22 protein-coding genes, 4 pseudogenes and 1 riboswitch are annotated in these 23,046 nt (G+C 34.1%); of the genes and pseudogenes, 4 read left to right on the forward strand and 22 right to left on the reverse strand.

What is annotated here, in order from left to right:
- Positions 1–39: 39 nt before the first annotated feature.
- The 12 genes and pseudogenes from DYE54_RS09990 to DYE54_RS10050 form a co-directional block, all read right to left on the reverse strand.
- Complete coding sequence (locus DYE54_RS09990; protein WP_245935742.1) at positions 40–597, reverse strand: ABC transporter ATP-binding protein; 558 nt, start codon at positions 595–597, stop codon at positions 40–42.
- 89 nt (positions 598–686) lie between these two features.
- A pseudogene (locus DYE54_RS10465) lies at positions 687–1,627 on the reverse strand (FecCD family ABC transporter permease).
- A 57-nt stretch (positions 1,628–1,684) separates the two neighbouring features.
- Positions 1,685–2,059, reverse strand: coding sequence for an energy transducer TonB (locus DYE54_RS10000; RefSeq protein ID WP_115311152.1), 375 nt, complete (start codon positions 2,057–2,059; stop codon positions 1,685–1,687).
- Positions 2,060–2,184: 125 nt separating this feature from the next.
- Complete coding sequence (locus tag DYE54_RS10005; RefSeq protein ID WP_115311153.1) at positions 2,185–2,421, reverse strand: hypothetical protein; 237 nt, start codon at positions 2,419–2,421, stop codon at positions 2,185–2,187.
- Positions 2,422–2,433: 12 nt separating this feature from the next.
- Positions 2,434–2,852 (reverse strand): annotated as a pseudogene (locus DYE54_RS10470) (ExbD/TolR family protein).
- 66 nt (positions 2,853–2,918) lie between these two features.
- Positions 2,919–3,239, reverse strand: coding sequence for a MotA/TolQ/ExbB proton channel family protein (locus tag DYE54_RS10015; protein ID WP_245935744.1), 321 nt, complete (start codon positions 3,237–3,239; stop codon positions 2,919–2,921).
- Positions 3,226–3,444 (reverse strand): hypothetical protein, encoded by a 219-nt coding sequence (locus DYE54_RS10020; RefSeq protein ID WP_115311155.1) that lies wholly within the window; start codon positions 3,442–3,444, stop codon positions 3,226–3,228. Before DYE54_RS10020 ends, DYE54_RS10015 begins: the two co-directional genes overlap by 14 nt.
- Before the next feature lie 135 nt (positions 3,445–3,579).
- Positions 3,580–3,750: riboswitch (cobalamin riboswitch) on the reverse strand.
- A gap of 1,124 nt (positions 3,751–4,874) precedes the next feature.
- Entirely contained in the window at positions 4,875–5,105 is a 231-nt protein-coding gene (locus DYE54_RS10030) for a PepSY domain-containing protein (RefSeq protein WP_115311157.1), read from the reverse strand.
- Between the two features lie 15 nt (positions 5,106–5,120).
- A pseudogene (locus DYE54_RS10035) lies at positions 5,121–6,368 on the reverse strand (TonB-dependent receptor); the annotation flags it as partial.
- A 172-nt stretch (positions 6,369–6,540) separates the two neighbouring features.
- A complete protein-coding gene (locus DYE54_RS10040) occupies positions 6,541–7,353 on the reverse strand; it encodes a TonB-dependent receptor (RefSeq protein WP_172460605.1) in 813 nt (270 codons plus the stop codon).
- A 235-nt stretch (positions 7,354–7,588) separates the two neighbouring features.
- Positions 7,589–8,458, reverse strand: a complete 870-nt coding sequence (locus DYE54_RS10045) for a GIY-YIG nuclease family protein (RefSeq protein WP_245935681.1) — start codon at positions 8,456–8,458, stop codon at positions 7,589–7,591.
- A gap of 8 nt (positions 8,459–8,466) precedes the next feature.
- The gene (locus DYE54_RS10050) at positions 8,467–11,571 is read right to left on the reverse strand and encodes a type I restriction endonuclease subunit R, EcoR124 family (RefSeq protein WP_115309850.1); all 3,105 of its coding nucleotides are present in this window, start codon (positions 11,569–11,571) and stop codon (positions 8,467–8,469) included.
- Positions 11,572–12,276: 705 nt separating this feature from the next.
- On the opposite strand from DYE54_RS10050, the gene DYE54_RS10210 reads away from it, so the two are divergent.
- The gene (locus tag DYE54_RS10210; protein ID WP_281267718.1) at positions 12,277–12,804 is read left to right on the forward strand and encodes a restriction endonuclease subunit S; all 528 of its coding nucleotides are present in this window, start codon (positions 12,277–12,279) and stop codon (positions 12,802–12,804) included.
- Positions 12,805–13,252: 448 nt separating this feature from the next.
- Here DYE54_RS10210 and DYE54_RS10060 read toward each other — a convergent pair whose 3' ends face one another.
- The 4 genes from DYE54_RS10060 to DYE54_RS10075 all read right to left on the reverse strand — a co-directional run bounded on the left by DYE54_RS10060 (position 13,253) and on the right by DYE54_RS10075 (position 17,038).
- Positions 13,253–14,182, reverse strand: a complete 930-nt coding sequence (locus DYE54_RS10060; protein WP_115309852.1) for a site-specific integrase — start codon at positions 14,180–14,182, stop codon at positions 13,253–13,255.
- A gap of 64 nt (positions 14,183–14,246) precedes the next feature.
- Positions 14,247–14,828 carry a restriction endonuclease subunit S gene (locus DYE54_RS10065; protein ID WP_115311161.1) on the reverse strand — a complete coding sequence of 194 codons (582 nt, stop codon included), beginning with the start codon at positions 14,826–14,828 and terminating at the stop codon, positions 14,247–14,249.
- A 450-nt stretch (positions 14,829–15,278) separates the two neighbouring features.
- Positions 15,279–15,452 (reverse strand): hypothetical protein, encoded by a 174-nt coding sequence (locus DYE54_RS10220; protein WP_174900340.1) that lies wholly within the window; start codon positions 15,450–15,452, stop codon positions 15,279–15,281.
- Positions 15,449–17,038 (reverse strand): type I restriction-modification system subunit M, encoded by a 1,590-nt coding sequence (locus DYE54_RS10075; RefSeq protein ID WP_115309854.1) that lies wholly within the window; start codon positions 17,036–17,038, stop codon positions 15,449–15,451. Before DYE54_RS10075 ends, DYE54_RS10220 begins: the two co-directional genes overlap by 4 nt.
- 348 nt (positions 17,039–17,386) lie before the next feature.
- Between DYE54_RS10075 and DYE54_RS10475 the strand changes: the two genes are divergently transcribed.
- Genes DYE54_RS10475 through DYE54_RS10090 form a run of 3 tightly spaced genes read left to right on the forward strand, consistent with a single transcriptional unit; the run spans position 17,387 to position 19,522 of the window.
- On the forward strand, positions 17,387–18,919 hold the full coding sequence (locus DYE54_RS10475; RefSeq protein WP_115309855.1) for a Y-family DNA polymerase: 1,533 nt from the start codon (positions 17,387–17,389) through the stop codon (positions 18,917–18,919).
- Positions 18,916–19,299 (forward strand): CBS domain-containing protein, encoded by a 384-nt coding sequence (locus DYE54_RS10085; protein ID WP_115309856.1) that lies wholly within the window; start codon positions 18,916–18,918, stop codon positions 19,297–19,299. The genes DYE54_RS10475 and DYE54_RS10085 overlap by 4 nt, the downstream gene beginning before the upstream one ends.
- Entirely contained in the window at positions 19,289–19,522 is a 234-nt protein-coding gene (locus DYE54_RS10090; protein ID WP_218564782.1) for a DUF5960 family protein, read from the forward strand. The genes DYE54_RS10085 and DYE54_RS10090 overlap by 11 nt, the downstream gene beginning before the upstream one ends.
- On the opposite strand, the gene DYE54_RS10480 is transcribed toward DYE54_RS10090, so the two are convergent.
- From DYE54_RS10480 to DYE54_RS10110, 6 genes and pseudogenes are all read right to left on the reverse strand, one after another.
- Positions 19,495–19,815: a hypothetical protein gene (locus DYE54_RS10480; RefSeq protein ID WP_218564783.1), complete on the reverse strand. Its 321-nt coding sequence runs from the start codon at positions 19,813–19,815 to the stop codon at positions 19,495–19,497. The genes DYE54_RS10090 and DYE54_RS10480 overlap by 28 nt on opposite strands.
- 11 nt (positions 19,816–19,826) lie before the next feature.
- The gene (locus DYE54_RS10280) at positions 19,827–20,144 is read right to left on the reverse strand and encodes a hypothetical protein (RefSeq protein WP_218564784.1); all 318 of its coding nucleotides are present in this window, start codon (positions 20,142–20,144) and stop codon (positions 19,827–19,829) included.
- Positions 20,145–20,179: 35 nt separating this feature from the next.
- Complete coding sequence (locus tag DYE54_RS10285) at positions 20,180–21,082, reverse strand: ArnT family glycosyltransferase (RefSeq protein WP_218564785.1); 903 nt, start codon at positions 21,080–21,082, stop codon at positions 20,180–20,182.
- Positions 21,083–21,607: 525 nt separating this feature from the next.
- Complete coding sequence (locus DYE54_RS10100; protein ID WP_115311160.1) at positions 21,608–21,802, reverse strand: hypothetical protein; 195 nt, start codon at positions 21,800–21,802, stop codon at positions 21,608–21,610.
- Between the two features lie 242 nt (positions 21,803–22,044).
- A pseudogene (locus DYE54_RS10105) lies at positions 22,045–22,733 on the reverse strand (response regulator transcription factor).
- Between the two features lie 70 nt (positions 22,734–22,803).
- A partial coding sequence (locus DYE54_RS10110; RefSeq protein ID WP_245935745.1) for an ATP-binding protein occupies positions 22,804–23,046 on the reverse strand: 243 nt, incomplete at its 5' end.

Raw genomic sequence — 23,046 nt, forward strand, 5'->3', positions numbered from 1 at the left:
TCCAAATCATGAACAACAATACAAATTCCTTTTCCCTGTTCACAATAGAATTTTCCTTGGCGAAAAAATTTCATCAGCATATACTAAATCGAGTGCTGCTGTCGGTTCATCTAACAATAATAAGTCTGTATCTTGTGCCAATGCTTTAGCAAGAAATACGCGCTGTCGCTCACCGCCACTTAATTCATTAATAGTGCGATGGCGAAGCGACCAAATCCCCACGTCTTTCATGACTTGATCTACAATAGCTTTGTCATGCGATGTTTCATTTTGCCACCATTTCAAATACGGATACCGAGCGGTTAATACTATCTCTTTAGCTGTATAACCGAAATTTAAGCTAATATTTTGTTGCATATAAGACACTTGCCGCGCAATCTGTTTATCTGTTAACTGCTTTATATTATGGCCATTTAAAATAACCTCACCAGACTGTATCGGAGAGAGCCCCCGTAAAGACTTTAAAAATGTCGTTTTACCAGACCCATTGGGCCCAATAATACCTACGAATTCTCCACTTCGAATGGTAGCAGATACATTATGTAATATAACTTGCCCACTTAAGGATACACTCATTTGGTGTACTGCTAACTCCATCTAAATGCCTCCTTTTTGACGAACACGACGCAATAAATATAAAAAAATATGGAGCCCCTAAAAGGGCTGTCATAATGCCTACCCTAATTTCACTTGGTGCCGCTACTATACGTCCTAATGTCACAAAGCACAAGGAATACAGCCCCTGCCAGCGCTGATGTTGGTAATAAAATTCGATGATGGCCCACTAAAATGCGCACGATATGAGGAACAATAAGTCCTACAAACCCAATAGCGCCACTCACACAAACAGCTACAGCTGTAATAAAAGAGGCAAGAAATAAAAAGAGTACTCGATATAACATAACAGGAGCACCCAGGGCCTTAGCTTCTATTTCACCAAGAACTAGCACATTTAATTGACGTCCTAGCATCATTAAAATAGAACTACACACTACAAAGGGACCTACTGCTAGCAAGACATGCTCCCATCGTCTAAAATCAAGACCACCTACCATCCAAAACAAAAATTCTCGCAAACGATATTCATTCATCAGTGTTAACATACCAGAAGTAAAAGCCCCCAATAACATACTAACAGCAACACCTGCCAATAATAACGTAGCCGTTTCTACACGCCCCCTTGCATAGTCAATATAATAGTTATCGCCACAGCTAAAAAAGCCCCTATAAAGGCAAATAAAGGCATATAAAACATACCTAGCGATGTTAACCCCAATGAAATAGCAATAACCGCACCTAACGAAGCCCCCGCCGAAACGCCCATAATACCAGGGTCTGCTAACGAATTTGAAAAAATGCCTTGCATAACAGCCCCAGCTAAAGCCAACGATGCACCAACCATAAGACCTATCAATACCCTCGGCATTCGAATATACCACAGTACCGCTTCTTGTTCTGGTTCTAATGGTGTAATGATTTCTATTGGTAACCCCATCCCCTGAGCCAAGCTCTCTAGTCCACCCACAATCGGAACTTTAATGGTCCCTACGTGTAAAGCAGCAAGTACTACTATAATCAATACGCTTATTAAGGCCAAAATACTAACAATTTGTTTTCTTCTTCTCATACATTGTTTCCCATTCTCTTATTTTCATTTTCTCACCTATATTCACATCTACAGGTATTACCTTAATTGAAACTCTACATTCAAACTTGTCCTAGTACTCACAGCTTCCGCACCTCGTCTAGCCGGTTCAAACCGCCAAGTACTTACTGTATCTAAAGCAGCTTGATCTAGTATTTCACTGCCTGATGAATCAACTACCCATACAGATTCTACATTTCCATCTACTCCAATAGTTAAGCCTACACCCACACTACCACGAACGCCTTGATTTCTAGCTGAGCGCGGGTATCGTGGTTTTGGTGTATAAATTGGCACCGGTCGATAAAAAGTCGCATCCACTACTTCGCCATTTTCATCGCCTTGAATGCCTGGGTTGGTCACCCGTGCCAAAACCTGCGCTACCACCACGCCCATTACCTGACGTTTCACCACCAAAAGTACTTTCTAAACCAGCCCTATCATCGCCCTGTTGCTTAATATCCTGATGCTTAGTAATGATACTATCATCATTACTACTCGTTAAGGGATCCGAAATTCAGGCAAAGTAGTAATAGGTGCTATGGCTGGTAAATTGACCGTAAAATTACCACTACCATCACGCCATCCCCGCCACTATCAGGTGAGCCTTTCGGTACTGGCCGTTTAATTTCTACATAGTCAACCTCAATATGATTCTCAGGCTCCTCAAATTTCGGTGTTTCAGGCCAAGGTAAAAAAGGAATTGATAGCAAAACTATGGCGTGAAGACTAAGGGAGGCTATCCAAGGTTTCGTCCACATATTTTGATAATTCATTTACAATTGCTCCTATCTTTCCTCAGCAGCGATTGGATACTTTTGTATGCCTGACTTTTTCACTGTATCAATAACACTAACTACACGCCCATAATTTACACCAGCATCACCCCGAACAATAATAGCCAAACTAGGATTTTTACTAACCTCGGTTTCTAAACGGTGTCTTAATTGTCCCTCTGGCACTACTTCTTTTCTAAATAAATTGTCCCATCTGATGCAACGGTAATAGGAAGCACTTCATCTAAACTGACTTTAGACGTAGCTGCTTGTGGCAATTGAATAGGTACACTTTTTTGAACAACCATAGTAAGCATACTCATCATAAAAAAGACAAGTAAAAAGAAAATAATATCGATCATAGGGATAATCATTAATTTGGGTTGATGATCTATTTTCATGGATTTAAGCTTCATAGCGATTACCTGCATTCGTATTAATTACATAGATTGACGTTACATATTCTATATCAGCAATCAACACATTGACACGTTGTGCTAAATTAGGTATGAATCACTAATGCTAAAAATAGCCACTAACAAACCTGTAGCAGTAGCAATTAAAGCTTCACCTACACCGCCAGTAATAGCAAACGGTTCACCTGACTCAATAGATAACACACTAAAGGAGCCAATCATTCCAACTACGGTACCTAATAAGCCCAATAAAGGGGATAGAGTAACAATCGTTTCCAAATAATTTAAATATTTTTTCAACTGAAATACTTCATGCATAGCAATACTTTCAGCTACATCATTAGCATTTAAATCCTCCGTCCGTTCATCAATTGCCTCTTTAATAATCTTACCAGCTACCACCAGCTTCCTCACAGATAACTTTAGCTTCTTCTAATCGATTATGTCGTAATAATTCAGGTAAACGCTCTTTTAACAATTCAATGTTTGCAACAGCTCCTTTATAACATAAATACCGATTAACCCCAATAGCGACTGCAATAATAGATGCCAGTAAAATGGGGTACATAACTAAACCGCCCTTGTGAAATAATGCTAATAAATCCACGACTATAATCCCTCCAGCCTAAAGGTAAAAATAAAAAAGACACATCTACGAAGATGTGTCTATAACATAACTAAGAAAATAAAAAATTCACAATTTATATTATCGCCAATCCCCTCCCCATCGCTCGTAGGTAAAACGGTGATTCTTCTATAGGCAGTTCTCCTGGCTTAGATTCATAGCTTACCTCGCCTTCCCAGATTTAACCAGTGGCAATGTGAGGTTTGCTCCTCTTACAGTGGCGGGACCGCATCGGCTTATACCGATTTCCCTATTAAGTCTAATGACACCTATATATTCTCTATTTAATTAAGTATTAACTATAGTTTATATAACTCTAGTATATGACTGTCAACCATATACCTATATTTAATTTTTAAAGTTATAAAATCAAATATTTTAACTTATTTTTTTAAATTTATACCTCGTAAATTAACGCCCAATAACATAATGCTCAAAATTCCACAAAACTATTCCTGCATAAGTACCAATTAATCCATACAATGGCAATATTAAACACCACAAGTTAACAAAAAAATACCTTGACTCAACGGATACTTAATATTGACTTTGACCCAGATACCTCGTAATGATTTAATAAAAAGCACTATCATCATTAAACAGCTAACTACTAAATAAAATATCCAAATTAATTGTAGTACTGGATGTTCATGGTTTTTTAAATGTAAATCTACACCCTTGGCCAAACCACTTAATATACCAAGGTGACACCGCTTCATAACGCATCATATTATTCTTCTTATATGCTGATACCCATAAACTGTCAGTTGATAAATAGCCTTGATAACAGTCTGGAAACCGATTCTTTATCTACTAATCGAAAATAATAGGTACTACTACTCGCTTGCGTTAACGCACTGACTGAAGGGATATTAATTGTACTACTTCTTTATCTGGATATATATCCTTAACCGCTTCAAATATTTCAGTATAGGAATAGATATCCCCATCAACAGATGAAAACTAAAATATTCCTTAGCTGCTAAAATTTATGCTCTAAATAGTCTATTTTTTTGAAAAAATAAGAGTAACCAATTAATAAACCTCCCGAAATAAATAAAATAATACAATAAGGAGCTGCTATAAGCCCTAATATTCTATGAGTGAATAATAGCCTATTGTACTTTTTCTATTAACTAATCTTCGATGTAAAAATACCCTGCAAAACACGTAATTAAACTTATAAAAGTAAAAACCAACAATATAATACGACCATAATTTCCTAACCCTAAATTACTATGTAATTTAGCCAACCAACGCGTTAGTACATTCAAATAGTCATTATTATAATAGCCTGGTATAAATTCATTATTTACTGATATCCATTCATCATTTTTACCATAAAATGATAACGAATTAATCCATCACGCCCCGGTTCTTTAAAACGAATCGTTAGCATCGACTTTTCAGGTCTAATAGTCATGTGAATCAAGTTGCAAATTAGAATTTTCTTTTAATACTTCTTGTACTTTAACATCACTATTGCGCCACATTGCTGCCCCTGTATAAGGCGTTCCAAGTTGATCAAAATGCACAAAAGAAATACTTCTAACCATAATCACTAAACCTGAAAAGCAAAGTAAAAAGAAAATTGCTAAACTAACTATACCAGCATACTTATGTACTCGATACCAACGTCTCATATATTTATCAACCTTCTAATATTCATAACGAACACCTAAGGTATAAGTGCGACCAGCCGTTGCTTCATTATCGTAAAATTCTCTATCAAATATATTATCAATGCTGAATTTAACTGTAAAATCAGGTGTTACTCGATAGCCCACACTTGTATTGACTAAGAAATAACCATCATAAGCCCCATACTCACCACCTGGGGCATTGGCATTTTGACGAGGACTCACATATTGCATATCTAGCAAGGCAATCCATTTCGCTCTATCATACGCTAGCCCTGCATGGAAAATATGTTTAGGCACACCATAATCAACTTGATTATTATAACCAGATTGATTCGTATTTGTGATTTCAGGCCCACTCACTTTGCCCATCTGCCAAGCATAATTAATATACGAGCTTAAATTATCATTAAATCTATGTTCATAATTTAACTCAATGCCACGACGATTTTCTTCCCCATAGTTAATATATTGTTTATATTCAACAATACTACTATTAGGCGCATAAAAATATGTATAAGCTACTTTATCTTTTGTTTCTACTTGATATAAAGAAATATCTAATGTATCTTTATCAGTTAAATGACGTTTCATCCCCACTTCCCAGGTCTTAGATATTTCAGGATCTAAATCTGGATTAGGAATTACATTTCCCATACCTGACCCACCAAACCGATAAATATTATACAAAGCTGGTGGATTAAATGATTCTCCATATGATACATAATAATTCATATTCTCATTGGCTTTATACTCTAAGGCAACCTTGGGACTTATATGATTATACGTTTTACCCTCTGAAGTTGTATCATAACCATTTTTACCGCTACGCCAGAATTTTCCATCCCCTTTTTTGAAACGATCATAACGAGCACCAACAAACAAAGACCATTCATCATCAAATTTATATTCATCTTGAACGAAAACCGCTAAGTTTTTCACTTTCCCTTCGTCCTGTGCATATTGCTCAATAATTGAACCCTTATTATGCCAAGAAGATAAATCATAACGTTTTTGAATCATTTCTTCTTCGTGATAAGAAACCCCTGCATTAATGGTATGTTTTCCAATATCATGCCACGTCTTTTCAATTTCATAGGCCCATTTTTTACCTGGATGTTGCGAATAATCACCAACCCCGGCCCAATCAATCCCTGTATATTTACTTGGAACCGTAGCCGATGTAAATCCATCAACTTTATCATGCGCATAACTTGCTCTAGCTAAGAAATCATTCGCCGTATCCTGATACGACAAAATATGCGTGTCCCGTTTATTCTCACTATCATAACCTAAAAATTTTTAGGAGAGAGACTTATATATTTATTCTCGCCAACTAATATATTACCTTTCCAAACGGGATTTCCCTTAGCATCACGTACATAAGTAAATGGATTCTTATAAAAAGACTGACTATTCGTTCTTGAATAACTATATGTTAACAGTTTATCTTGATTAAATTATAGCCAATCTTAAAGCCATAATTTTCATGTTCCCATTCTTTTTCACCACGCCCACCATATAAATAGGTACCATTACTTAATTGTTTCAAATCAGCACTAGCATCAATTTTAGTATTCGCTTTCACCGTATTAGCTGAAGCTGCCCGATAAAAACCACGATATCCATCAGACGAACGCTTTTCATAATTCACTCCTAAAGACCACTTATCAGATAATCTAGAGTTTACTGTAACAGCTTTTTTCCAAGTATTGTTACTACCATATGACATATCAGCTACTACAGAAGTACCTTCCTCGGGCACTCCTTTTGTAATAATATTAATAACACCTGCTACTGCGTGGCCCCCATACAAAGAGGATGCGCCCCCTCTTAGAACTTCAATACGTTCCACATTCGTAATGGGCACCATATTAAAATTCACTACACCATTGTATGAACTATTTTGCTGTACCCCATCGACTAAAACTAGTACATCCGTCGAATCCATGCCACGCATAGTTAAGCTGCCTTGAGCACTCTGATCAATAAAAATACCAGGCAAAAATTGTAAGGCTTCTTGCACTGACGAGATATTCTTATGCTCTATATCTTGCGACGTAATAACACTTACACTAGCTGGCACATTCGCAATATCTTGATTAGTTTTAGTAGCAGTTACTACTACTGTCCCCAAATCATAATCCGATGTCACTACACCTTCTGCAGCTACAATTGAACTACTCAATACAATGCCAATACTACTACAACATAGTAATGCAACAAGTCTTGATTTATTCTTACCTAACATATTACCCCTCCTAAGTAAATCCCCGCTAAATATACCCATACACCTATGCGCTACATGAAAACTTCATAAATAGCCTTTATAAGTCGAATTATACTGCCCTATATTACCCCAGTCAACGAAATACACATAGTAATGAATTATTATCATAACTCAATGCCTATTTTTGAATAAAAAGTAAAAATTAATAAAATACAAAAATCCCCCAACCATAAACGGTCGGGGGAGGGGATAAATATCAACTGTTTAATACTTTTTCTTCTAACGCTTTTTCTATTTCACCTAATGTCATACCATCACTAACTCGTTTCCAAACTAGTAACCCATTAGCACTAGCAAAATGTACAAAGGTCGCAGCAGCAGAAGGGGAAGAAAATAGTATATCTTCAATTAATTTTCCATTTTTTATTTTACTTTTATACTTATCTCTATTACGTATTACATAATTAGGACAACTAGCTGTTTTTTCTTGAACAACTTCACTACCTTTAAATACCATAAAGCCATCATTTGTCCGTTTACCATAAGCCTTATAACCTTTTAAAGTAGTAATCAACTTGTCTTCTTTCGTTTTTGTGCTTTTACCAATAGGATCAAATATTTTATAGCCCATTGTCCCTATAATCATTTTAATATAAGAAATAAACTCTTCTAACACACATTCTTTTTCTTCAGAAATATTGCCAATTGTAGGCTCTACATTATTTGTAACTTTATAACGGTTACCTTTCTTTGCCATATTACAAAATTTATTTTCCAAAAAGCTTATTTCTGTAGGGCCAAAAGAGTCATCTGATGTTGTGATAATAATAGCTTCCGTCCAATAGTCAATAGATTGATGTGCTTCTACTGCTCTAGATAAAACGCCTAACCCATTTTTTCGTATTCCTCCCTGCCCTATATAAATACTGGCGTTATCATCTTTATCAGTTCCCATTAGAAAATAAACACCACTTTGTTGTAAATATTTTAAGTCATTACAATTATCCGCTAAGGTTCTGGGGATTTTATACACTACACCTGGGCGACCTTCCATACTCCCCTTAATACGACCAGTTGGCTCTTTATCTAATAAAAATAAGGTAATAACTGCTCCATCTATAGCCAATAGTATCCCTACTTTCTCCGCAATGGTAAAATATCCTTTTCTATCATCTGTTTCAAATCAGTGGTTATAGCCCTTTTATATTTTAATCTAGAAACCGGTTCTTCAGTAGTTTCCTTATATTTAGTATAATCAGCAGTCTTAACTAACTCAGATTCGCCAGGTTGTATTTCATTTCGTGGATTATAGGTATCACCCATATATGATACAATATGCTCTTTTACGCCCCATTTTCTTGAGAAAGTTTGATATGCATACTCCCGTGCTTCTTGACTTTTATCTTCTAACAGCTCTGAAATATTAACATCTCTATATTCATTTGGATTAGACAAAATACCTTGCCAAATCTCATCTAGCATTGTAGCAATCTTAGGATTTGATTTAAATAATTCTTCAATAAATCCATTAACTTCAGCCTCTGCTTTTTTCCCGATAGAAGTAAATAAAACCTCTTGCCCTTCACTAGAGGTACTAGGCACATAGCTTTGAATTAAAGAAATAATATATTCATAATTTATTTCTTCTGTATGAGTCGTCTCTAGCTCATAACTAACATCAAACTCTATATTATCACCTGAGTCATCGCCTGTCCCTCTACGTTTTTTTAATTCATCAATAACATTTTCATATTTCCCTCGATACTCTTCCCACTTATCAAATGTTATTGAAAACTCTGTTCCTAACATAGATTCGTCAAAATCACTATACACTCGAATCGCACTAAATGCTTTATCTACATTTTGAAATGCCTTAGCATATCGCCGTAAGGATTCATCTGAAGCCCCTTGGATAACTATATCGCTAACATTAGGAGCAATTAATAATAATGCCTCAATAGCTTTTATAAAATTATCTCTTGATTCTTGCCAAGTAGGTGCCAATACATCATTCTCACCGCCATTTGAATATAAAATTAAAGCATTTTTAACGTGCTCCTCAAACAAAGCCGGCGTTTGGAATGTTACAATCTGTCCAAATTTTTTATCTACTGTAAATAGTCGATTAGTTCGTGAAAATGCTTGAATTAAATTCTGCGGTTGCATAGGGGCACGATCAATAAATAAAGTACTCATACAAGGTGCATCAAAGCCTGTCAATAAACGATCAACAACAATTACAATATCCAACTGTGCAGCTCGACTTAAATATTGACTCTTCTTTCGTGCTAACCGATCATTAATATTGCTATTATATTGCCGAATCGTTTCCATTGAATAGCTAGTTCCAAATTCTTCATTATAATCAGCAATACACTCTTTCATTACGCGCTGATTCTCAATAGATGTTTCATCATTTTCTGAAATAGAATAAGTTATAGCTATCTTTGGAAAATCAGGTAATACCTTTTTAATATTTTCATCAACTTTTATTTTTGAAGTCCCGTTTTTAACAGCCTTAAATAACTTATAATATTTCTGAGCCTGTTCGATAGAACTCGTTGTTAATAACGCATCATATGTCTGTCCAGGTCCTTTTATAAAACCTAATTTATTACGTGAACGGTTAACAATAGAATCTACTACTTGTAACATATGTGATTCTGATAAAAACACCTCTGCTGGAATTAGTTTTTCTTTATCCTTAATTTCCATATCCATAATAGTACGTAGAACTTCCGGACTTAATTCCTCATGGCTATTCCCCATTTTAATACGAGCAATCATTTCATCTAATTGATATTCTGGAATTGTCCGTTTATATTCCACTTGAAAACCTAATACAGCTCTATCATGAATAGCTTCTTTTACTGTATATTGATGTAAACGTTTACCATATTGTTGCTCTGTAGTTCTTGGCAATTCCCCTACTTCAGCATGAGCATTTTCTGCAAAAATAGGAGTACCTGTAAAACCATACCACAATGAATTAATAAAAAATTTCTCAATCTCATGTTTTTTCTGTGCTGAAATTGCTCGATGACATTCATCAACAACAAATGCTAAATTTAAATGCGTAAGCTTCTTATACCTAGGTGTATCTTTTTTAGTTTCAAATCGTCGCATTACATGATGTAACTTTTGAATCGTCGTCACAATAACATTACGATTTGCAGAAAGTAACCGCTCAATCAATTCATTAACATTATCCGTCTCATCAATATCAATGACATCATTTTCTGCATATGACTGAAAAGATGCAGTCGTTTGTTGATCTAAATCAACTCTATCAACAATAAAAATAGTTTTATCAATCGATGGAATCATTAATAAATTACGTGCCACCTTATATGAAGTTAATGTTTTTCCGGAGCCAGTTGTATGCCATACATAGCCCGATATTCTTGTTTTAGAAGCCTCTTTAACAGCTTCAATTGCATGAATCTGATAAGGACGTAATGCAATCAACGCCTTCTTATCATTATCTATCACTGTATATTGGGTAACCATTTTATGGGCCATAGGAATTGATAGAACCTTATCTGCAAAATTAATATAGTCATCTACAGGTTCATTGCTTTCATCAACCCATTTAGTTAAAAACTGTTCATTTAATTTTGTATCTGGAGCAGTTGCAATATATCGAGTATCTGTACCATTTGAAATGACAAATAATTGTAAACAAGAATAAATACCTGTAAACTTACCTTCTTGTAAATATTTCTTTATTTGTCTAAAACCATCCATATACGGATGTGTTCTATTTTTTAATTCAATATGGATCATTGGTAATCCATTAATCAATAGCGTTACATCAAAACGACGATTTTGATCCATCCCAGAGCGTTTTACAGATTGAAACTGATTAATGACTTCATAACTCGAAATACCACCAGCAATATCTTGGCGATTAATGACACGTAATCTAATTGTACCTAAGGTAGCATTCTCACGCTGTACTTGTACTTTGGCAATACCGTTTTCTCCAGCTAACCATTTTGCTGCATCATAAAAAGTAGGAAAATTTAATTGATTTTTTATTTGTTGAAATTCAAGATTAGTTAAAGGAACTCCATCAAGTACATCAACATTATTCTGTTCTAACTTTTTTCTAAAATTATCCCATAAATCATCTTCTGTTCTTAAATCTGGACGCTCTGTCCACTGTGATACTCCAGATACTAGTTGATTGATTAACTCTCTCTCCATTTTACTTTCAGATGTATATTGCATGCCCATGTAGCCACTCCTAACTATTTTATATGCAACTTAAAATTTCCTCATGTAATAATTAATTCTAGTATATCATGATATATTCCATATTGCTTGAAAAAATAACGCTATTCACCCTTGGGAACAGCGTAAGTTAGGAGAAGTCACTCTAAAAATTACTCGGAAAAACAACAATCTAGAGTCAATATTAGTCTTAACTATTTCAGGCCAACTAGGATTAATATCTCAATTAAATATTTTAATAAAACTGTTGCTGGAAAAGATTTAAAAACTATTATTTAATCAAACATGGAGAATTTGCTTATAATAAAAGTTATTCAGTAGCAGCTCCTTGGGGAACCATTACTCGTTTAGAACGCTATAAATCAGGTGTTTTATCAACCTATATATATTATTTAAACCAGTAGAGTCAATTATAAATTCTAATTATATGGCTGCATATTATAAATCAAATCATTGGCATTTTAATATTTCTAAAATAGCTACTGAAGGTGCTAGAAACCATGGATTATTAAATCTATCTCCTCGTGATTTTTTAATACAACTCTTAGCTTTCCACAAAATAAAAATGAACAAAAAAATATAGCTAGTCTAATTAATTACTTAGAAAAAACAATTGAACTTCACCAGCGTAAGCTTGAATCTTTAGAAAAAATAAAAAGTAGATATTTACAATGTTTATTTCCTGAAAAGAAACAAACAAATCCGATAATAAGATTTAGTGGTTTTAATACAAATTGGGAACAGCGTAAGTTAGGGGACGTATGTATTATTAATAATGGAAAAGACTATAAACATTTAAATAAAGGTACAATTCCTGTTTATGGAACTGGCGGAGTATTGACAAAGGTTAATTCTGCTTTGTCATATGATAAGGATGCTGTTGGAATTGGCAGAAAAGGCACTATTAATAAGCCTTTTATTTTAAACGCTCCTTTTTGGACTGTTGATACTTTATTTTATGTAATTCCCAATAAATATATTTCACTCTATTTTTTATTTATATTATTTCAACAAATTAAGTGGAATAAATTAGATGAATCTACAGGCGTTCCTAGCTTATCTAAAGAAAATATAAAAGTTGTTAACATTAAACTCCCTTCTAAAAGTGAAATGATAAAGATTTCAAAGTTTATTTTTTTATTAGATAAAAAAATTGAACTTCACCAAAGTAAGTTAGAAGCTTTAAAAAAGATAAAAAGTATATATTTACGATATTTATTCCCTGAAAAAGGATAAATAAACCCAATAATAAGATTTAGGGGCTTTAATATATGGAAACAGCCTAAATTAAGGAAATTTGGTAAAATTTACTCAGGGGAATCAAAAAAATAAAAGATGATTTTAAACATATTTCTGTTCAATAAATTACTTATTTAAATAATTTTTGTTTTGGTTTTAACCCAACAGTCATTTTAGATAATCACTATACGGCTTACTCTTTGAGATCTAAAATATACTAAAGAAATTGGCTTTATTACCACAAGGGGTTTCTAGATATAATATATTCCAAAATAAATTAAATGTATTTTTAACTTTCTTCAATGGAACAAGTAAGTTTTACCAATATAGAATGAAATTCTTAAAAATTTTGAAGAAAGTCTATATTAATTTATTATTTATAAAAAAGTAGGGACTGTAACGAAATGTGATTTTTATTTGCCATTTATGTTACAGTCCCTATTTTTTAAATAAGCGATGCTAAATGTCTCATAATTTTATCATTATCTTGGTTTTCTAATTCTTGAATGATATGTAAGTAGGTCTCCTGTGTTGTAGACATACTTGAATGACCTAATCTGGCAGCGACACTAGCGATTGAAACACCCGCAAACAACAGTAAAGATGCATGAGTATGTCGTAATCCGTGTATAGTAATAATTGGTATTTTAGCTTTTAAACACAGCTTTTGTAAGCGATTATTGATTGTTGAGTTAAATACTCGCTTTGTAACAAATATAGGTTTATCATGTGGTAATCCTTGCGTAAGTTGGGAAAATTGCATTGCTATTTGCCAATCTAATTGTATTTTGCGTATTGAAGAATGATTTTTTGTAGGTTGAAACCCTCCATCACCTTTTTTATAACTCCAAGTTTGTGAAATTGTTAATTTTTGGGTAAAAAAATCAAAGCTTTCTGGAGTAATAGCTAAAGCTTCTGAAAAACGAATTCCTGTTTTGGCGATTAATAAAATAAACCAATCCCAATTTAAATTAGGGGTTAAATTTAATTGCTTTATAAGTGCTTGTAGTTCAAATTGATTTAAATATTTTATTTTCTTTTCTCTAGGTGATTTACCTTTTATTACTACTTTTCTAGTAGGATCAGAGAGTAAATACCCATCTTCAATTGCATCTCTAATAGCGCCTTTTAGCAAATGATGAAAGTCTAAAGTGGTCTGTTTTTCGTGTGTCTCAGCATAATCATTTAACAGTTTTTGATATAAAACTCTGTCAATTTCATGGACTCGAAGATTAGGAGCTAACTCTATAATTCGTTGATGAGTATTCCAATATTTATCAAGTGTAACCTCTCGTACAGCTCCCACTTTATAAAGCTGAATCCATTCTCTGTAGTACGTACTAAATAATAAATTTGATTTTCGTCTTCTTGTCATAAGAAAAACCTCCTTAATAATAAAAAAGGGGAAAATTACCTATTTTATTTTAAGGAGGCTATAATCAAATAAAAAGTAATTGCAAATATTTATTTTTTATATTTATATAATTATTTAGTAGCACATTTTGTTTAGCAATATATTTTTCAATATTATTAATTAATTTAGCAATCTTTTTTTGCGTTGCAAGTGGAGGTAAATATATTTCAAATGATAATAAAGTTTTTTCATGAATGCGTTTAGAGCCAGTACCTATAGCCTGAGCCTCTGTTCTTTTATAATAACATGGTCGAGAAATATAATAATATAAAAACTTAGAATCTACTTTATTGTTATTAATATTCAGTGCAGGGACATCAATAGATGTTGCATATCCATCATATTTATCGTCTATTATTGCCATTGATCCATTAAAAAAGTTTTGTTTGCCATAAATTAACTGGCCTTTTCTTCTAACATAATAAGTTGTAGCACCTATGTCTAATGTTTCACGGGCGCTACCGACCCGAATTCCAGTTAAGTTTAATCCAACCGTTATTAATTTATTTAAAGCTGGATTCTCTAGTCTTTCTTTTATCGGTATCTCTAAAACATCAAATAACTTAAGCTGTTGCCAGTTTTCAACATTATTAGTTATATTAATCATAGGCCTTAATTTTCCATTTGCGGGGAATAAATTCTGTATTAATCCTAACTTTAATAATTTTAAGTTTTCTAACTTACGCTGGTGAAGGTGATAAGTGGTCGATTTTCTAAAGAAAACACTTATTTTTGTCTGTTCTTTTCGATAAGGATAGTTTAAATCTATTTTTCTAAATCAGAATTGTGGAGATGGACTATAGATTTACCTTGCGCCATTTTTGCCATATCCTTATGCGCCTTTCCATTGGATATACTAATAGCTAAAAATACAGAATCAATTTCAGATAATGGTGTAATTATATTTAAGTCACGCCCAGCAAAATACCCGACTTTTCAACGACTGAGGCTATGGAAATATCTTCAGCAGTCTCACCAGAAGCCGGAACTATAACTTCTCCACCATTACTATAAACAGAACCTATTTTACTAAATGTATATGTATCTACGTCAGTTATTACATCTCATAGTTGGTATAAAGTCTACCATATAAAATAATTGGCACTCCTTCTTTTTTCAAATCTGCTTTCGAATAATTTTTAGAGTAACTTCTCCCTAACTTACGCTGTTCCCAATCGTCTGTAAACCCTTTAAAACGTAATACTGGTGCTCTTCTTTGCTCTTTTTTCATCGTTTGAACACCGCCTTTGTTGCTTCAATAATATCTCGTGTCTCATCCGTTACCTGTAATTCATCAAGCATAGCTAAAAATTCTTTTTCAGTTTCTTCAATTTCTTTATTGATAGAGATTATCTCTTTACTCAATTCAATAATATCAATAGGTTCTTCTTCTTCAAAAGTATCTACATATCGTGGAATATTAAGATTAAAATCATTCTCTTTAATTTCTTCAAAAGATGCTACATGAGCATATTTATCTACATCTTCTCTATTTTTATATGTATCTAAAATTTTCTGAATATGCCCTTCTTCTAATAAATTTTGATTTTTACCTTTAGTAAACTCATTAGAAGCATCAATAAATAAAACGTCCCGATTGGTTCTATTTTTCTTCAAAATAATAACTGTAGTAGGAATTGAAGTATTAAAGAAAATATTGGCAGGTAAACCAATTACTGTATCAATTGCACCATTCTCTAACAAAACTTTTCTTATTTTGCCTTCTGCATTGCCTCGGAATAATACACCATGTGGTAGCACTATCGCCATTACTCCTGTATCTTTTAAATGATAATAACCATGTAACAAAAATGCAAAATCAGCCTTAGATTTTGGTGCTAATACACCATATGTAAAGAAACGCGGGTCATCTAAAAATCCTTTTTCAGCTCCCCATTTGGCTGAATATGGTGGATTCATTAAGACTGCATCAAAGTTTGTAGGTTCCTCTGTTGGCCAATCTTGATCTAAAGTATCTGCATTATGTAGATGTTGGTTTTCAATAGGAACACCATGAAGAATCATATTCATACGTGCCAAATTATATGTAGACGTATTTAACTCTTGCCCAAAATATTGAATCATACCTGGCATATTTGAATATTTTTTTGCATTTAAAAGCAATGACCCAGAACCCATAGTTGGGTCATATACTGAAAATCCAGGCATATCTTCACGATCATTCAACACTATCCGGGTCATAAGAGTAGATACTGCTTGAGGAGTATAGAATTCCCCAGCCTTTTTTCCAGAATCAGAAGCAAATTGTCCAATTAAATATTCATATGCATCACCCAACACATCCCCACTATGTGCCAAATCTAGATTCGCTAATTCTTTCATAACTCCAGAGATAGTCTGGTTTTGCTTTTGAGGCGTATTTCCTAATTTTTTAGAAAACAAATCTATATCTTCAAATAAATTAGCAAATACAGGAGAAGATAATTGAATATCAGATAAACCTTGTGCTAAATATTCTAAATGAAACTCTCCAGTATTCATTAATTCTACCAAATAGGTAAATGTTAATTCAGGTTTAATAATGTACGATATATTTTCATACACATCTTTAATAAATTCTTCGTCATCAATATTCGTTGTATATTCACGTTCAAAAATACGTTGTGCTTCTATTAAATCCTCTGTTGGCTCATCTAATAGTTCAGCAAAAGTTAATAATAATTTATCACTTAAATATTTATAGAATACAAGACCTAATAAATATGACTTATACTCATTCGCGTCCATCTTAGACCTTAATATATCTGCACAATTCCATAGTGCTTGATACAAAGTTTTTGAATTAGATTCTGCCATGATTGCCTCCCTACTAATACTACATATATCATTGCTGTTATATACACTTACACTGATAATCAGTGTAAGCTCTTAATATATTATTGTAGACAAATTTTATACAATAGAACAGTACATTTTGGTCATACTCTTATTACAATTCTAAATAAAAAGACAGATAATATCACTTTTTTCTAGATATTATCTGTCTTTTTATAATATGCATTTCAAGTATATTTATTTCAACCAATTATAATATTTCCGCCTAATATATCAATATAGAAATGCTTCTATTTTAATGGAATTACGCAATTGACTCAAACATTTATTCGATGTATTATTTTAGTAAAGGTACAGGAGGTGACATATATGGGTTACATTAATTACGATTTAGAGCCACGTGCTGATATTGCATTTATTGACATGAAGTCTTTTTATGCCAGTGTAGAGTGCATCGAACGAGGGCTTAATCCTCTCACCACTTCGCTATGCGTTATGAGCCGAGCAGACAATTCCAAAGGGCTCATCCTTGCCTCATCACCTACTTTCAAACATGTATTCGGTAAGCAAAATGTCAGTCGTTCCTATGATTTACCCTTTGATATTGAAACTCGACGTTTCAATTTAAAAAGAGTCCTCCAAGAGGGCTTTCCTATCAATAATACTTATATAAATTACATTGAAAGCTGGGCTAAGCGAACCCTGATTGTGCCACCTCGCATGGGCTTATATATTGTAAAAAATATTGAAATTCAACAAATTTTTCGTGAATATGCAGCAACTGAAGATATTTGCCCCTATTCAATTGATGAAGGGTTTATTGATTTAACCCGTTCACTTAATTATTTTGTGCCTCAGCCAGAACTTTCACGCCGTGAAAAACTCGATATTCTCTCTGCTAAAATCCAACATGATATCTGGCGTCGCACGGGCATATTTAGTACGGTTGGCATGTCCAATGCGAATCCCCTACTGGCTAAACTAGCCCTAGATAATGAAGCTAAAACTACCCCTATGATGCGTGCCAATTGGTCCTATGAAGACGTACCAAGTAAAGTATGGCAACTACCTAAACTAACGGACTTTTGGGGCATTGGTCAGCGCACAGCACGCCGTTTAGAAAAACTAGGTATTCATACAATCAAAGAATTAGCCCATGCAAATCCAGATAGTTTGAAAAAAGAATTCGGTGTCATCGGTGTACAACTCTGGTTTCATGCCAATGGAGTTGATGAAAGTAATGTACGCGAACCCTACAAAATACAATCCAAAGGCATTGGCAACTCACAAATTTTACCGCGCAACTACACCAAACAAGAAGACATAGAGTTACTTCTTTCTGAAATGGCCGAACAAGTTGCTATCCGCTTACGCCGTAGTCACCAACAAACACAATGTGTCGCTATCTATATAGGCTTTGCCAAAGAATCTTGGAGCGCTAATACTAATCTAGCTACCACTAACACTAATACTAATCTCGCTAATACTAACACTACTAATGCTAATCTCACTGACATAACTAATACTACTCCTCTTACTACTCGTAGCACTATACAAGCTCAAATGAAAATTGAACCGACGCAACTAACAAAAGACCTTACACAACATATTCTCACTCTATTTCGTAAACATTATAAAGGTGAACCGGTTCGGCAAATTGGAGTCCGTTACAGTCAATTACTACCAGAAACACTCCAATCTATTTCACTCTTTGATAATCCTGAAACAATTCAAAAAGCCCATAATTTAGAACACACCATTGATGATATCCGTCGCCATCATGGTTTTCTAGCTCTCCAAAAGGCTTCAGCCTTACTAGAGGGATCCCGCGCTATTGCTCGCAGTAAACTAATTGGTGGCCATGCAGCCGGCGGTGCTGGAGGATTGGATGGTCTCTTATGATTAATCGTTCCTACTTACCATTTCAATCGGCCCGCACCTATAAAGACCGAAAAATGGCCAAATGGATGGGCTTCTTCTTATCCGATCATCAGACAGCACTTTTGCAGTCACACGTTTCAGTAAATTTTGGCCAAACTATGGAGCAAGAAGAACGTTTAATCTGGCTAGGACGTCTTTATGCGCAACAATGTAAAGCTACATTTTACATAGAAAAACAATTAAAACAAGGGCTAAACGTGCAGCAATTGCAAGGCTATGTACAAGATGTAAACTTACAGGAAGTCATTATAAAAACAGCTAAAACTTCAGAATTTGTAACTGTTTCACCAGATCAAATTATTCGTATTACCACTGAGGAGATGGACGAAAATGGAAACTAGAGAGTTTCAACGTAATCAACTACAATTTGCTTATTTTACGCCCAATTACTTACAATTCGAAAATGATTTTTACGAGTATTCAGCGTTAGATACACCACTCACCTTTTTAACCGATGATATTTTACAAAGCATGGCCCATTCACAACAGAATTATTTTAAATTAAATAAAGAAAACGCCAAAGACAATCAAGACCATTATTTTATTTCAAATTCATACCGTTGAACACAAACGCTTAATTCGCCAATATGTATATGACGGACATGCCTTACATAAACGAGATTAATACCTATCCAAGTACACTCTATCCCCAATCTAATTAATACATCTAAAATCAATATATTATTTTTCTGGAGCACAGTATAATTTGATAAACTATCTATCATACTCCATGTACCACCTACATCCTGAAGAAAATCTGCCATACGACGATTCTCTACTATAGCTAATACTTGCGGGGTAATCACTACTTTCTCTGCAGCTAATAAAGGCATGACATTTTTAGTATTCCAATCCATATTGGACGGTTTCATATGTGGAATATCTTCAGATTTTCAATTCGATACACTAATCGCCCACTGTAATAATCTATTGACGTTTTATAATTACCATAGCTAACAACCATGTCCTGAGCGGTTACATGATCTGCTACTATATAGCCAATATTCTTAGCTGAATATTGAGCACATAATGGAATCACTACAGCAAATGTAAGAATAGTATATAAAATAATATTGTTCAACACTACACGTTTCACAAAGCTATAACGCTCATGTAATTGACGGGCAACTAATAGAGCAATTGGTAACAAATAAGGAAATGTATATGTTGTATACTTTGTAGCCATCAACTGGTAAAATACCACAATTATAAGTGCCCAAATTAATAAAAAGTCGTTGTCTGATCAAAAGTGCACCATCGTTGCCAAAAACTCTTGGTGTTTAATTGAGAACGACGGTCTTGCCAATATCGTTTTAACATGGCAGGCACAGTAAATATCCACGGGAAAAATCCAATAACAAACATGCCTAAATAGTAATACCATACATTATCTCGCGGATGCTCTGACACAGTAGCCCGCAATACATTATGTACGCCAAAGAACACATTGATAAACTCCATGCCATGTGTCTTATACATAAAATAATACCAAGGTCCGGCCACTAGCAAGAAAATAACTGTACCACCTAGCCATTTCATACGAAGTAATTCTTTATAATTTTGTTGACTTATTAAAAATAAAATAACGATAAGTCCTGGTAGAAGCAAGCCAATAGGCCCCTTTGTCAACACAGCCAGCCCCGCAAAGAAATAGGCACCATAATAATAATTCCGTTGCAAACGACTGTACCCTAAGTAAAAGCAAATTAAGGCTGCATTGAAAAAGACAAACAATGTCATATCTGTAATCACAGCTTTAGCAATAAGCCAGTATTCAAAAGAAGTACCTAAAATTAAAGCCGACATAAAACCAATAGCTCGGTTATAAACTTTATATCCAAACCAATACGTCATAAATAATCCTAAAACACCAAATAGCGCAGGGAAAAAACGGGCGCCCCATTCATTAATGCCAAAGAGTTTAAAGCCTGCTATCACTTCCCAATAGAAAAAAATGGGCTTATCATACCAATAATGACCATAAATTTGTGGTGACAAATAATTCTGAGCTAATAGCATTTCTTTAGCTGTTAGTGCATAGTTCGATTCTACAGGATCAGTAATAGCAATGGCCCAATTACCAACTAAAATAGGTATAAGGCTATCCCTAATAAGGTAGCACACTGTTTTTTTACACTAGTCATGATAAATACTCCTATTTTTCAGTATAATAATTATCTAAAGAAGCACTAACTATTTCAGATTTTGCCATATTTTCTATCTCTTCTTCATCATTATTAATTTCTGATGTAATATAGCAGGCGCCATTCCTCCATTAACATAATCGTTTATACAATTAGGTAGTTTATCTCCATATACAGTTAATAAATATTCAGTACATTTAAACTTATGCAGCCAATAAGAATTCCTAATATCATACCAACAATACTCTGTAGGAAAATGTGCATATAATAAATTCTTGAGATCCCGATAAAAGCAGCTAAACCAAGTCCCAATAGCGTCTAGGAATTTTATCTAACATTAGATTGTAGCTATAGCAAAAGATGACCAAGTGTGACCTGAGGGAAATGAATAGCCCTGAGGGGCTGTAATTAATAATTGTAACGTTGGTTGCCATTCAAAGGTCGAATACGTCCTACTAAAGGCTTAATTCCTAAATTACAAATTAAAAGCCTAATGCTAACGCTACTACAATAGCGATACCAGTCTTGCGATACTCTGATCGCCAAGTAAATAAATCCTACGGCATCCAATAACGCCACTATCCCCTAAAGTAGTAATCGTAATCATGAATGAATCCAACCAATTTGTATGCCCATGTAACCAAATATAATTTAAAATAGCAAAATCAACTTGTTGTATATAATTTAATACACTCTCCATACTATGCTCCTGGATTTTTCTATATAGATAGTATATAAGGCTTATTAAACTCTCCTTACAACAAATTTAATTATAAATAAACTTTCTATTACTAATTTTAAAATTCAACAATAAAAAGCTATTATCGACCATCGCCAATAATAGCTTCTATACTCATCCTATACAATTATCCTTCTTAAATACATCTACTTATGTATGATAAAGAGTCTGCTTCACCCTATAAGATACATGCCTTAACATTCTTATAATTTAAACCGATATCCTGCCCCCATACAGTTTCAATATACTGAGGATTACTAGGATCATCTTCAATTTTTTCACGCATCGATAATATGAACTGGCACCGTCGCTACATCCCAATAGCATCAAGCCCCCAAATCCGTTCATATAGAGTTTCTTTATCAAAGACTAAATCCCCATTACGCACTAAGAATATAATAGCTCATATTCCTTATTTTTAAGATTATTTCTTGGTTGCGCACAAATACACGATGTGAACCTGGTTGAATTTGTAAATGACCTACTTGGATTTCAGCTAACGTATCTGCCTGTTGCCCCTGCTTCAATCGGTCATACTGTGCCAAATTTGCCTTTACACGAGCCACTAAAATACTAGGTGAAAACGGCTTTTCAATATAATCATCAGCGCCAAGACCTAAACCACGAATCTTATCAATGTCTTCTTGTTTAGCCGTCACCATAAAATCGGAATATCTAACGTTTTGCGTAATTGTTTACAAATTTCAAATCCATCTATAGTAGGTAACATAACATCTAATAAAATTAAATCAAAATTCCCTGTTAATGCCATGCTTAACCCTTCGGCACCATCATGGGCTAAGGCCACTTCAAACTGACTAAGTTTTAAATAATCTCGCTCAATTTCAGCAATCGCTTGGTCATCTTCGATAATCAAGATTCGTTTAGACACAATAGTTCCTCTTCAATGTATAGTAATAAACTAATGTATAGTAATAAACTAGCTGTTATTATTTCAGTTCTTAGTGATTATCTGCTTTAGTATAACGCGGAATCCTCATTACAATCTGTAATCCATGCGGTTCCACCTGCGCAGCATTAATAGACCCCTTCATTTGTTGTACCATCTTTTTCACAATGGCAAGACCTAGACCACTGCCTTTATGAGGATTACTACGTGCCATATCATCACGATAAAACACATCAAATAATCGTTCTAGATTAGAAGCGGTCGTTCCCGGTCCATCATCGGCTACACACACAAT

It is taken from the genome of Veillonella criceti, from assembly GCF_900460315.1.
In the GTDB taxonomy this organism is placed as follows: Bacteria; Bacillota; Negativicutes; order Veillonellales; family Veillonellaceae; genus Veillonella_A; species Veillonella_A criceti.